Here is a 12,949-nt window from a genome sequence, read left to right as displayed (position 1 = left end):
ACATGTCGATGGAGTCATTTGACGATTTCAGGCTCGGAAATGCTGTCATGTACCATGAACAATTCGACAGTTGTTCCCTGTCCGAGACCGCTCATGATATGAAACTCCCACTTATGAGCATCCACAATATGCTTCACAAGCGACAAGCCCAGGCCGCCGTTACGACTGTCGGCTTCCTTCGGACGGTAATAGCGTTCCATAATGTGCTGCAAATCAGATTCCGTGATTCCGGTTCCATTGTCACTGACAGACAGCACTGTCTGCTGCTGACTCGTGTTTACAATGATAACCTTAATCCGGGTTCCTGCGGGATTATGATGAATCGCATTCATCACCAGATTTTGAAGCGCACGGAACAGCAACCATTCATCCGCATAAACCGTGACTTCTTCCTCACTGCACAGAAATTCCAGCTCGTACACGGCAGCGTTCGGATGATTGGCGACATCGGCAAGCAGTCTTCTCGCGAAATCCACCAGATCCAACCGTTTGAGTTGCAACGGATAGGAAGAGGATAAGGCATCTAGCTTAAACGACAAATTCAGATCACCGATCCATTCAGCAATAACCACGCTTTTGGCATGAATTTCATGCAAAAAGCGTTTTTTTTCTTCTTCGCTCCATTCTTTACGATCGTCAAGCAACAACGAGGAATAACCGGTGATATAGGACAACGGCGTCTTCAGGTCATGCGATACCCCGGCAATCCAGTTGGTCTTCGCCTCTTCAAGCTTCTTGCGCTCCTGCTCGGACTGTTGCAAATGCTGCGACAACATCGACAAATCGGCCAATGCTTCGCGATACAAGCGGTACCTTCGCTTTATACGCCCGTTTCTTCGATAAAATGCAGTATCATCATGCTCGTAATGACCTTCACTCGTTGTCAGCTGTCTCAGGCGGGCGATAATCATGAGCAACGGCTGAACCAACCACATCCCGAGCAGAACACCTCCTGCCAGGAATGGAAGAAGGATCACAGCCAGTTCAACAATCGGCAGCCACGTGGCGGGGATTGGCACCCTGGGCAATACAACATCCATGGCAACCATGATAAAAACACCCATGAGTACAATAAATAAGAACAAACCGCCGACAAAAAATCCGATAAACCGCAACCGGATACTCATGCGCCCGTTCTTCCTGGCGGCGGAACAAACCGATAGCCAATACCTCGCAGATTCTGAATCAGCAGCGGCGTCTGTTCGTCTCTGATTTTCTTGCGCAGCCGGGAGATCTGCATCGAAACCGCCTTGTCATCTCCCACACTCCACTGTCCCCATATCGCCTCGTAAAGCTGAGACGCGGTAAACACCCGCTGGGGGTGTCGGCAAAAATATAATAGCAGCTCATACTCTTTTGCCGTGCAATCCACAGGCTGGCCTTCCACGGTGATGGTTGCATGATTGGCATTCAACACAAATCGGCCATAATCGTAAATCCCGATGGTCGTCTCTTTGTGCTGTTCTTCCTCCCTGGCATACACCCGCCTGCGCAGCATTGCCTGAATCCGGGCTGCCACCTCAAGCGGCTCAAACGGTTTCGTGATATAGTCATCCCCGCCGATCGCCAGCCCTGACAATTTATCCAATGTGCTATCGCGAGCAGTAAGGAAAATGATCGGTGCAAGTGTAATTCGGCGCAGCTCTTTGCATAGATCAAATCCGGAAAAATCGGGCAGTCCGACATCCAATACAATCAGATCAAAGCTGGTTACGCGAGACTTCTCTAAAGCCTCAGCCGCGCTTGAAGCACAGACGATATGCGAAAAATGCTCCTTCTGCAAGGTAATCCGCAGTAATTCTAGCAGCCCCTCCTCATCATCAACTAGCAGGATTTTCTCCTCTCTCATGATCTGTCCCCCTTCCAATACTTGACTGTATTGTGTCATATGAAATCAGGAATCACAAGCGGATTGGCCAAATGTTGCCCACATGTGGATCAATTGCAGTTCCATTGTGGATTTCATTCGTTATGATACAAGCAGCCGCAAAACCTAAGGAGGAGTCTTAACATGTTAGCCATCCAACATCTAACCAAACAGTTCGGCGCCAAGCCGGCACTCCGTAACATCCACCTTACTTTTCGTCCCGGCGTGACCGGGCTGCTTGGACCCAATGGAGCGGGAAAGTCCACTCTGATGCGAATTTTGGCCACCATCGATCAGCCGACAGACGGAGGTGTCTTCTATCACGGACAGAATATTGCTAAAAAACCAAACGTATTCAGGCAAATCCTCGGCTACTTGCCGCAGGATTTTGGCGTGTATCCGAACTTGAGCGCTACGGAGTTTTTATCCTATATGGCCGCGATGAAGGGGTTGCGGCCAAAAGACGCCAAGCGACGCATTCGCGAACTATTGGAAATTCTCAATCTGACGCATACAGGGAAGAAAGCACTGGGCGGCTTCTCTGGCGGCATGAAGCAGCGTGTCGGCATAGCGCAGGCTTTGTTGAACAACCCCAAGGTGCTCATTGTGGATGAACCAACAGTCGGTCTAGATCCACAAGAGCGCATCGAGTTTCGGAATCTGCTCGTCACCCTGGCCTCCGACCGAATCATTATTCTTTCTACCCATATCGTCAGCGATATCGAATCGATTGCTCCGCAAATTGTCGTGATGAAAGCCGGCCATGTGCTAGCAGACACCACGCCTGAGCAATTGATTCAGGAAGCCGAAGGCAAGATATGGCAAGCTATCGTTTCGATTTCACAATTGCCAGAGATGCAGCAACAATTTCTCGTTAGCAACGCAATTCAAAGGGCGGACGGCATCCATCTTCGCCTCATCGCGGATCGCAAGCCAATTTTGGGCGCCAATCCCATTGAACCGACGCTTGAAGACGCGTATTTATTGAAAACCGGTGAAAAAAGGGGAGGCGTATGATAAACACCTGGACGGTCATTCAAGTCACCCTGCTGAAGCAAATGCGAAGCGCCTCTTATCTCCTCCTGGTTGCAATCAGTATCCTGCTTGGTTTCCTTTGTGTGCCCGGCATGTCAGATGGGTATCAGGTTTTTTATTTAGGGGGGGTGCGCGGTGTATACAATTCTGCTTGGTTGGGAGCCGTTGCTGCCATGTTGCCTGTCATTTTATTGTGGTTACCCGGTTTCTTCTTATTACGCAGCCAGATAACGCAGGATCGCGAATTGCAGCTCGGCCAATCGATCGCAAGCTCACCGATTCGCACCATTCATTATGTCATCAATAAATTTCTTGCAAATTTTTGTGTGCTGCTGTCCTTCTCACTCTTATTTATGATCGCCATCGTCGGTATGCAGTTGCTGCGCGGCGAGAGCATGTCGATTCAGTTGATGTCGTATTTCCTACCCTTATTGTTCCTGACCATTCCGTATCTGCTGGTTTTGGCTGCGCTGACCATTGTCTTCGACATTGTACCCGGACTGAAAGGAATGTGGGGCAATCTGATCCTGTTTTCACTCTGGCTGACACTAACCAGTCTGTCGGTCGGCATGCCGGGACGAGGGTCGGATCTGTTCGGCACCGGTATGATCATGGATCAGATGTTGGCTGGCGCACGATTCATTTATAGCGAGTTGCCGGGTTCCGCAAGCTTCGGCTATTATCCCCATACAGGCTCAATACCAACCTATATCTGGAACGGTATTCTGTGGGAGAACGGCTTTTTGCTGAATCGTCTGTGGTGGGTACTGGCAGCATTCCTGCTTGTCCTCGGCTCCGGACTCATCTTTGATAGGTTTCGCACACCAAAATTTCGCCATCCCCGACAACAGACCACACAGACCGTTTCGTCCTTGCAATCTGTGAATCTGACCCTGTCGCCTGTGCGTCAGGTTCGCTATGCGAACATATCGATGATGCTGCGAGGTGAACTTAACTTAATGTTTTCCGGCAAATCTTTAGGATGGTATGTGCTCAACCTCTCCATCATTGCGCTCAGTTTCTTTGTTGTTGTGGGTGACGGCTTGAAATGGATCTCCCTCCTGCTGTTGCTGCCCGTCGGTGTCTGGTCACTGCTCGGTTGCCGAGACCGGATCTACCACACGCTGCCGCTGATTCACTCCAGCAGCTCAAAAACCTTGAAGTGGCTGGTAAGCTGGATAGCAGGCGTGTCCATCGGTTTACTGTTCTCCAGCGGCATTCTGCTGCGCTTTGTTAATAGCGGTGCCATCGAACACGTAGTTTCCTGGATCGCAGGCATTTGTTTCGTCGTCTCGCTGGCGCTGGTGGGCGGGGCGCTCTCGCGAAGCCGACGACTGTTCGAAGGCTTGTTGATTGTCCTTCTCTATCTGGGACCGATCAACAACATCGGGCCGCTTGATTTTCTGGGTGTACAAACGCAGCAGCCCATGCTTTACCTGCTGCTATCCTCCTTGCTGCTTGGCGGCGGTCTGCTCTGTTCTTGGCTGGATGATCATCGGATGACAAAATTGACTACAAAGGAGCGTTAATCATGAAATACGGGTTAAAAAGAACAAGTGTATTCCTGATGCTAGCATTTCTGCTCGTCGTGTTATGCGGATGCACGGATTCTGGGAAAGGCATTACCACAAAATCGATTCCCAGCGATCAGCTTCAGCATCTGGTGATCGAGACAGGCGCCCATGATATCGTCATTCGGTCCTCAGATGCCGAAACCCTATCGGCCTCTGTCGAAGGATATAAGGGAGAGCTACTTACACAAGAACAAGATACCGTTCTCATCGCGATTCCGATGCCCGGGGGCGGCATCCACCTCCGATCGCCGCAGCCGCTGTATGTGGATCTTCCCCGTCAGGGGATCGTTGGCTCCCTGACGGTACGGTCCGAGTATGGACAAGTCCGGCTCGAAGCCGTATCCGCTGCTGAAATATCCGTCACGACCGAACACGGGAATATCGCACAGTCGGGAGTCAGCGGACAACTTACAGCCAAGACCAAGCTTGGTGACATTCGTTCCGCATTGGAGCTTGAACAAGCGATTGTGACCGGAACGGATGGAATAGGTGCCTTCTATGAAGGCCCGTTACTGGACAAAGCGAACTCGCAAACCATAAAATTGTCTACAGAATTCGGCCAAATAGAGCTACAATAATCCTGATCCCAAGCGCTTCAAGTTCTAAACATTGCAATCGTTGCTTTACGTTTGCTTTACGTCTAGCCGCCACGTCTTCCGTGGTGGCTTCTTTAGTAAAATGAACATGAATTTTGTGACACTCCAATACGGTGCAATACGCTAGTTCTCTTGAAAGTGGCCTCTCAAACTCATGAGCCAATGCCAACCGCAAAAAATCGGCTAAAAAGCTATATTCACAGGACTTTAAGCATGGTATAGTGGAAGCGGCACTACATGTAATTTTATCCAATTTAAATGAATTCCATTATAGGGTGATAGGAGGAATAAAAGATGAAAACATTTATAAAAACAGGGTTTATCACATTAACCATTTTGTTACTTTTTACAACCATCGCATCCGCGCATTCCGGCAGAACAGATGCAAATGGAGGCCATAACTGCTCGCAAAAGTCAAAAGATAAAGGATTATGCACAGGCTATCATTATCATAATTCCGGGAAATCGTCAGGAAGCTCCCGTTCATCCAGCGGGACAAGCTCCGAGTCAGGGGGCTCCGGCAGCAGTACAAAGGACAATACAGGAGGAACAAATTCAAGTTCCGTCGATACAAAAAACACAGCTGCGAAATATGCAAAATCCTCGGTCCAGCTATACGTCAATGACAAGCAGGTTGCTTTAAAAACAAGCCCGCTGCTTAAAGACAACACCAACTACTTTCCAGTCAAGGAAACAGCAGCGGCTCTTGGCGCGACGGCAGAATGGAATGCCCTAAACAGTGAGTTGACCATTGTCAGGGAAAAAACAAAATTTGTTCTCGATCCCAAAAAGGACAAGCTGCTGCTGCAGGATGGGACTGATTACATACCGATACGTATTATCGTTGAAGGGCTTGGAGCAACCCTCACCTTCGACAAAAACAAAAACATTATTAATGTTAAACTTTAATCAAATTCTGGGACTTTTAGCTCATTCCTGCATGATGCGCGTTAGAACTATTTTCTGTTGTACAGCAGGACTGAAATTGGTATATTGAAGCATATATTTACAAAAGCGCCCCAAGTGTTTAAATGGTGAGGCAGCTTGCATATTCGAGGAGGTTTTTTTGTTGTACAACAACGAGTTTAATTACGTGCCATCCAAAGAGGAACGCACCTACGGAATGCTCTGCCATCTACTGGCGCTTAGTACATTTATCGTTCCTTTAGGAAGCATTCTTGGGCCTCTCGTGATGTGGTTGATCAAGAAAGACCAATCGCCTTATGTGGATGCTCAAGGCAAGGAATCACTAAATTTTCAAATCAGTATCGCTATTTACGCGATTGTAGCGTCGATTCTTATTCTTATCCTGATCGGGGGCATTCTCCTGATTGGTATCGGCATATTCTGGCTGGTATTCGTCATTATCGCCAGTACAAAAGCCAATGACGGTATCGTATACCGCTACCCGCTTACCATTCGTTTTTTAAAGTAATAGACGATGCGTTGTATGAGCAACGTATAAAAACAGCCCTTGCAGACCCGCCGGATGGCGAAGCCTGCAAGGGCTGTTTTTGCACTACAAGCCAAATGGCAGCTTGATGGAGGACATGACTTCCTCCATCGTTATCGTGTCCATCGGCAGTTCATTCTGAAATTCGACAACTTTTCCGATGTCGGAATAGGTTCCCGTAAAAGATACATCCAGCTTTATATGATGACCGATGTCGGAGTTGGTTGCATCAACCGCAATGCGTCCCTGCTGATGCACGAGGTAATCGTCCTGAATGGCCCCAGTCAGTTCAAGGGCTGTAAGCTTCACTTCATTCTGAAGCACATTCAGCAGCTCCGTTTTATTATTTTGCAATTCATCCTTGGCTTGCTCCAGCTTGGTTTTTTCCACCTGCAGCGTTTCCAGCAATGCGCTGTTGGCGAGCAAAATGTCCACCAGCTCAGGCAAAACGTTATTTACCAGCGTTTCCACCGTTTGCGGGTACTGCTCCTCCGTAATGGCGAATTTAATAACTTTGTCCGGCTTAATATCTGCCGGAAGATTTGCATCCTCCAGCTTCAATTGACGGAAATAGGCTTTGTCGTCAAAATGCTTCAACACCGCAGCAGAAATCTGCTGCCCCAGCTTTTGTTGAGCTTCAATATTGATTTCGCCTTGTCCCTGCTTTTCCGCCAGTTCCTTTAAATCCATTGCAATATATTTGCTGGTAACCTCCTGCGGAATTTGAAGGATCGGAATCGATGGTAGCTTCATATAAAGGATGTCCTTCGTCATAATAAGCGGGAAGGTTAGCTTCATCTCCATCATGCCCGGCAGCACCAGTTCCAGATTCATATCGGTACGGCTTTTTTCCTTATCGTGTTGAGCATTAATATGAATAATGGCGTCTTTGAGTATTCCGGCCATGCTGATTGGCGTTAAGCCAGCAGCACCGTTTTGCGGCAGCTCGAGCTCTTCCATCTGCATCGTCATTGACAGTCTGTAGGAGCTGGCATCCATCGTGTTAAGCATTGCTTCCTGTAAGGACGCCTTGGGCGTTTTCCCAGTACTGCAGCCCGCCAGTGCAACCATCAGTGCCAACAACGCCGTCAATATAATAGATCGGGTTGTTTTCATTGCTAACCTCCGCTTTCTTTTTTCGGCACAAGTCGAACGGTTTAGCACCATCATATGACGGTGCTAATGCCTAATTGCGGCCACCTTCATTTTATACTAAATGAAGGTGGAATAGAAGCATAGCCTATGTACCTCCCCCGAGATAATAAATAGAAAAACCGTACCCCGGCTGATCAACTTGACCATCCGGGCACGGTCCTCCATGGCTTCTTCAGCCCTCTGGATTGTTATGGTCGACATGATTTTTCTGCTTGGTCTTTTTGGAGCCGGATAGGGGCTTTGGGTTGGCTCCATTCCTTTCACGATGACCTCCGTCGCTTCCCCCTGGCTCATTTCCGGGAACCGGAACAGATTTGGGCTTGCTCATGCTGCGTGCAACCTCCTTCTACTATGTTATCAGCTGCGGGGATGACTGAGATCGGTTGGTTGATCGAAGTTAATGGAATCCTTATGGCGCCGATCATTTTTATCCTGCTGTAATTGCTGGGCATGATGGCTGTTAACGGGAGTGATGCGGAAAGCTTCCGTTACGTTTGACAAATTTTTATCCAAGCCGTTTTTAGCTTTACTCATCGCGATTGCCTCCTCAGGAATGGGTTAAGCTATGCAGCGCCTGGGCGCACTCATGCAGATGGCGCTGGTAATCATGGACAAGCTGCTGTATAATATCGCCGCGCTCGTCAACTGACACATTATCCTTTTCCACATCCACCAGCTCGACACGAACTTCGCGGCTATCCACATATGCCACCTTGTAATCAAGCTCGTACATCTGATGGCCTGGAACCTGTATCGTAATCCGTAATGCTTTAGGATCGCCTTCATCCTTGTTCACTTCGCAGCGTTCGGACTTATTGAGCACGTGGGGAAGCCGCTCCCTCCAGGCCGCTGCAAGCCGATCCTGATCTATTGCAAGCTCATCTGCTTTTGCCATTGTCCTTGACACCTCCACATGTTTAAGATGTCATTACGGCACTTTTTTTATTCGGATTAGTGAGTATGCAAAAAAGCCGCTTGAACGATTATTCGTCCAAACGGCTGTTAAGGTCGATATGCTGGCGGAGAGGAAGGGATTCGAACCCTTGTGGGCTTGCACCCTAACGGTTTTCAAGACCGCCCCTCGTTATAAATTCCCGCCGCCCCTTGTAATGACTGGCTTTGTGGCACTTTCTGGTTGAACCGCTACAGCGGTCTCAGTTGATACATTCATTTCGGTACATGACCGTTGGATAGCTCCATCTTATTATTTTCAGAAGGCGTAGTCAACCTATATAGAAACCACTTTATTAATGATAAAAAAGTCCGTGAATTTGTAGTACACATACTAAGCTAAGAACGGTAACTTATCAGAAGACAACTGTCAATTCACTTCATCTCTTTCGTTATTAGAATTACTTTGATTTATTATCAGCACTAAAGCTATAACAAAGGCCTTCAAATGGATGAACTCATCCGGTTCAAACTGCTCGTTATGCTCCAAATACAGTTCTTCGGAATCGAGGTTCAAATAAGACAAATAAGCTTCGTCGTACCGATTATTCATGTGATTTTCTGATTCTTTAATTTTTTTAAAGGTGTCGCTATCAAAACCGTCTAAATAGCGAACTGACTTTGTATTGGTTGTATAGAATGGCCACCCACCTGAAAAATATAACGACGCTATCTTTTTAGACAAACCTACTGTTACAACTGCAAGATAATCTGTTCTTGTCAATAAATGAGCTTGATTAAGAATCTCGTTAATCCTTTCATTGTCTATGTGCTGAAACTTAGTAACATCAAGTACGCAAGGCTTCATTTGTTCCTTGTTCATAAAATATTCATGAAAACTGTGGTATATTTCCGTTTGCTTATAGGCTTCAATGGCCTTCTGACCAACATATTTATAAACAAAATCATCCGAATAGGACTCCGTTAACAAATCCCCCGTCCTTGAGTAAATTTCAGAATCCATCAACAATACTGGGAGCGGGTCTATTGCAAGCCTGAATACGGCGATTGCGCCGATACAACTAATGAGACAATCCTCAAAGTCCTTTGTGAGAGCACTTGTATCAACTTTAGCTGAGTGCCTTCTTGCTACATAAAATGTATCAAACCCTTGCTTATGTACATATTTATTCATGCTTTCTTTTACTTTTTGGAGTTCATCAAAATAATTCTTCATCTTTTCCCGGATATCAGAGAATGCATTGCCGTTCTTGTCTAAAAACTTTATCATTTGGCCATACATCGGAAACTTGCTTTTAGTCCTCCATTTTTGAAGCTCTTCTGTTTTCATATCCGGTTCAAGCTCTGTCAGGTATACCATAGTCGTGGATACTTCTATTGACTGTCTGAGTGAATAGTAAGCGCAATCTAGATAACCCTGCTCGAATACAACAATTGCATTAATAATTAGCTGAACAGCTTCTTGAATGAATGTATTGGCTAATTGTGCATCCATCCTGCCTGTCCAACTGTCCTCCAAATTTACAAGGTCTGTATAATAGGCTTTTTTGTCAGGCAATTCTAGCGGAATTAGATTCTTGATTTCTTTATATTTAGTGAAGTCAAAGCTCATTTTTAGTCCTCCCGCTCCCTTATTGGGCTATTCATACTCGACTCTACGTTTATTATCTATGAAAGTAATTCCCAAGAAAAGGGCGTAAGTATTACTAAGCTAAGGGTTCAGCCCACACAAAAACACCGCTAATCAAATCGGCGGCTCTATATTTTTTTCAACCGCCTCGCCGATTAAAGCTGTAGTTCCCTGATGATTTGTTCATATCTTATAACGTTTTGCTTTAAACTGTTCACTTTCCCTTTTTTGCATTATAGCCGATAGCGCTAATGCCTCTTGTGGAGCTTTCTCAGCTTCTTGTTTCGTGGAGCGTAGCATTTTCCAAGACCGCCTCTGATTAAAAAAAACCGCTATCCCTTATTATGACTGGCCTTATGACACTTTTCTATTGAATAACTACATCGGTCTGATTCTTCTGCTTCATGACCGTTACAGAGGCAAACTCGCCCTACAAAAAAACAGCATAGCTTACAGCATATCGTCCTTCCCCGCTTCATGATTCAGTTTGAAGCCTTCATCTTGAAATTCTCTTCCCTGTTTTCTATTGCTTCCTTACTCTCCTGCTTATGCTTCACATAATGTACGTTAGACTAAGTCGGGACCGTAGGGGTAATTCAAAGCAAAAGTATCAAACCCATTCCAATTTGCCTGTCGCTGGTTCACTTACATAACAAGTCGCCCTCAAGGTATGGGGGCCTAAAAACTGAAGCATTCCTCTGCCCGTGCCTAATTAAAGTCGGGTCCCTAAAAAATATCGCCTCAGCTTTCAATAATTTTCTAATGAATTGGCAGTGGCAAGAATATGTTTATTCAAATAAAAAGGGGAATGTTCCAGTCTTTACGACTTACGGAACATCCCCAATCACATCAAATCCCAGATAGTTTTCCTAAAAATACACGTACATCATTCTCTGCTTGCTTAATAGCCATGTCGGACGATAATCCATATTTTTCATATAGCTTTTTCCCATTCTGTAATGCAAATTCTAGGCTAGAATACGTTACATACTTATTGATAAAGTATAAATCAATTTTGTACCCAATAATATCTATAGGGTCGAACGTGATATTATAAACTTGTCCAATAGCGGTTAAGTACGTTTCAATGAAATCGTATTTGGAATTGCCTACCTCATCAAGGTTTAAACTATTAACCGAGTAAATTCTTCGTTCGTCTGTTTTTTGAAAGCTTTGTAGCATGTCCATTTCAACTTGATTAGCAATATCTATACCATAACCACCTGCAATTGAATAAAAGTTGATTCCCGCAGTTTTTGCATCATTAACTTTCGTTGGGTCAGCTTGGGCCTCTCTTAGATATTGCGCATAAACAGGGATAATCACATCTAGAACAGTTACTCTTGACATGTACGCAGAACTGTTAACGACTTGGAGTAAGTAATCCTCCAGCGACATCTCACCTGACACGTCAAATTTAACCTGTAAAGAAGCCATTTTTTTATCACTTAGGATTCCTTGATACAATTCCGTACCTACTTGTACGGCTTTATCCTTAGCAATGGAGCTATCACCCGATTGGTACAACAACTTCGCGTACTCTTTAACAGTTGATAGTTGGTTTGTGTTTAAATTATAATCAACATTGTTATATAGCAAGTACTTCTCAATAGTAGCCACATTCTGATTGCTATCATACTTATAGCTAGGATATTTTGCTTTCGGCAGAAGCGTTGATATATTTTGATAGCTAAAGTTGTCTTTCACATAATCATTAGCATGTGTACGAAAATGGGGTCTTACATAGGTGCCGTCTGCTGTATAATATCCTTTTACAAAAACAAGTTTACTGGCATCTGCTGTTCCTACATATTTCTTTCCTTTGTATAGATTTACAATATTTGTTGCACCGTATGTAGTATCACTTGATGAACTTGATGAACTGGAAGGATTGGAAGGACTGGAAGGGCTAGTGGGTGTTGTTGAGGTACTACCACTGCTTCCCCCACTACTACTGCCGCCGCAACCTCTCCAGTATCCACTTACATACTTACCATTGCGAGTATGCCCCTTTACCCAGTGGCAACTAGCAGATGCTTCGGAAGGTAATACAGTTAGTACTGGAAGCAATAGTAGTATAAAGCCCAATAAATATATGATTACCTTTTTAGCTTGTCTCACTAAGCATAACCCCTTCTCAATAAAATCATCGTATCCATATATTAACACGAATGTATGGCTCTCGCCATTGATATTTAATGAGTCAATATGTCGTTATTACTAGATTTCATTGATTGTTTAGCTCAAATGGGTAAATAGTCTTGCTGTTTTCTCCGCATCGTTTCTAATTATAGCTTCTTCTTTCAAGTGCTCAAACATCCCTTTATGTTTTGCTACTGGTTTAGGCTTATTATCAACAGGTATATTAGCGGGCGCTACAGGCTTCCTTAGCGATTGCGCTACCAGTTGGTCAATTTCCTTACTGCTCATGATTTTTGCTGATGGTATCGCACCTATTGCTTTATAATACTTCATGTTCTTGTCTCCTTCTCGTTATGATTTGTATAACGTTATATTTGCATAAGCAAGTAGATATACGGATTCATTAGCTGTAACTTGCCAATGTCATTCCCATATTCCTATCTTGTATACTCACTTCTTTCGGTTGAGCTCATTAACCGATTAGAAGTGAGTTCAAGCTTACGTTCTGTTTGCATTGGCAAGTAAGTAAGGTTGAACGAATCTTTACTGACGCGCTATCGCTTGTCGCCCCGCCGAACGGGGCAA

At 45.3% G+C, this 12,949-nt stretch carries 14 protein-coding genes; 5 read left to right on the top strand and 9 right to left on the bottom strand.

Translation table 11 applies throughout. From position 1 onward, the window contains the following. Positions 1-14: 14 nt before the first annotated feature. Together A7K91_RS07830 and A7K91_RS07825 are read right to left on the bottom strand one after the other, a co-directional pair. Positions 15-1,127, bottom strand: a complete 1,113-nt coding sequence (locus A7K91_RS07830; RefSeq protein WP_068681392.1) for a sensor histidine kinase — start codon at positions 1,125-1,127, stop codon at positions 15-17. Next, positions 1,124-1,849: a response regulator transcription factor gene (locus tag A7K91_RS07825; RefSeq protein ID WP_068681390.1), complete on the bottom strand. Its 726-nt coding sequence runs from the start codon at positions 1,847-1,849 to the stop codon at positions 1,124-1,126. Before A7K91_RS07825 ends, A7K91_RS07830 begins: the two co-directional genes overlap by 4 nt. 162 nt (positions 1,850-2,011) lie before the next feature. On the opposite strand from A7K91_RS07825, the gene A7K91_RS07820 reads away from it, so the two are divergent. The 5 genes from A7K91_RS07820 (at position 2,012) to A7K91_RS07800 (ending at position 6,507) form a co-directional block, all read left to right on the top strand. After that, positions 2,012-2,884, top strand: a complete 873-nt coding sequence (locus A7K91_RS07820) for an ABC transporter ATP-binding protein (protein WP_068681388.1) — start codon at positions 2,012-2,014, stop codon at positions 2,882-2,884. Further along, positions 2,881-4,431 carry an ABC transporter permease gene (locus A7K91_RS07815; RefSeq protein ID WP_068681386.1) on the top strand — a complete coding sequence of 517 codons (1,551 nt, stop codon included), beginning with the start codon at positions 2,881-2,883 and terminating at the stop codon, positions 4,429-4,431. The genes A7K91_RS07820 and A7K91_RS07815 overlap by 4 nt, the downstream gene beginning before the upstream one ends. A 2-nt stretch (positions 4,432-4,433) precedes the next feature. Further along, complete coding sequence (locus tag A7K91_RS07810; RefSeq protein ID WP_068681384.1) at positions 4,434-5,054, top strand: DUF4097 family beta strand repeat-containing protein; 621 nt, start codon at positions 4,434-4,436, stop codon at positions 5,052-5,054. 312 nt (positions 5,055-5,366) lie between these two features. Further along, positions 5,367-5,981, top strand: a complete 615-nt coding sequence (locus tag A7K91_RS07805) for a stalk domain-containing protein (RefSeq protein WP_068681382.1) — start codon at positions 5,367-5,369, stop codon at positions 5,979-5,981. Positions 5,982-6,141: 160 nt separating this feature from the next. Then, the gene (locus A7K91_RS07800) at positions 6,142-6,507 is read left to right on the top strand and encodes a DUF4870 domain-containing protein (protein ID WP_245697334.1); all 366 of its coding nucleotides are present in this window, start codon (positions 6,142-6,144) and stop codon (positions 6,505-6,507) included. Between the two features lie 84 nt (positions 6,508-6,591). Here A7K91_RS07800 and A7K91_RS07795 read toward each other — a convergent pair whose 3' ends face one another. The 7 genes from A7K91_RS07795 to A7K91_RS07770 form a co-directional block, all read right to left on the bottom strand. Next, entirely contained in the window at positions 6,592-7,641 is a 1,050-nt protein-coding gene (locus A7K91_RS07795) for a hypothetical protein (protein ID WP_068681380.1), read from the bottom strand. 211 nt (positions 7,642-7,852) lie between these two features. Further along, positions 7,853-8,008, bottom strand: a complete 156-nt coding sequence (locus tag A7K91_RS07790; RefSeq protein ID WP_068681378.1) for a small acid-soluble spore protein P — start codon at positions 8,006-8,008, stop codon at positions 7,853-7,855. Between the two features lie 29 nt (positions 8,009-8,037). Continuing rightward, on the bottom strand, positions 8,038-8,214 hold the full coding sequence (locus A7K91_RS26700) for a hypothetical protein (protein ID WP_169833385.1): 177 nt from the start codon (positions 8,212-8,214) through the stop codon (positions 8,038-8,040). 13 nt (positions 8,215-8,227) lie between these two features. Beyond that, positions 8,228-8,575 carry a hypothetical protein gene (locus A7K91_RS07785; protein ID WP_068681376.1) on the bottom strand — a complete coding sequence of 116 codons (348 nt, stop codon included), beginning with the start codon at positions 8,573-8,575 and terminating at the stop codon, positions 8,228-8,230. A 426-nt stretch (positions 8,576-9,001) separates the two neighbouring features. Next, positions 9,002-10,204 carry a hypothetical protein gene (locus A7K91_RS07780; protein WP_068681374.1) on the bottom strand — a complete coding sequence of 401 codons (1,203 nt, stop codon included), beginning with the start codon at positions 10,202-10,204 and terminating at the stop codon, positions 9,002-9,004. An 867-nt stretch (positions 10,205-11,071) separates the two neighbouring features. Further along, positions 11,072-12,343, bottom strand: coding sequence for a hypothetical protein (locus A7K91_RS07775; protein ID WP_156739406.1), 1,272 nt, complete (start codon positions 12,341-12,343; stop codon positions 11,072-11,074). Positions 12,344-12,460: 117 nt separating this feature from the next. Then, entirely contained in the window at positions 12,461-12,697 is a 237-nt protein-coding gene (locus A7K91_RS07770; protein WP_068681370.1) for a hypothetical protein, read from the bottom strand. Positions 12,698-12,949 lie beyond the last annotated feature (252 nt).

The sequence above is a fragment of the Paenibacillus oryzae genome, assembly GCF_001675045.1.
Lineage (GTDB): Bacteria > Bacillota > Bacilli > Paenibacillales > Paenibacillaceae > Pristimantibacillus > Pristimantibacillus oryzae.
Note: the sequence above shows the minus strand (reverse complement) of the source record. Positions and strands in the feature narration are given on the sequence as shown.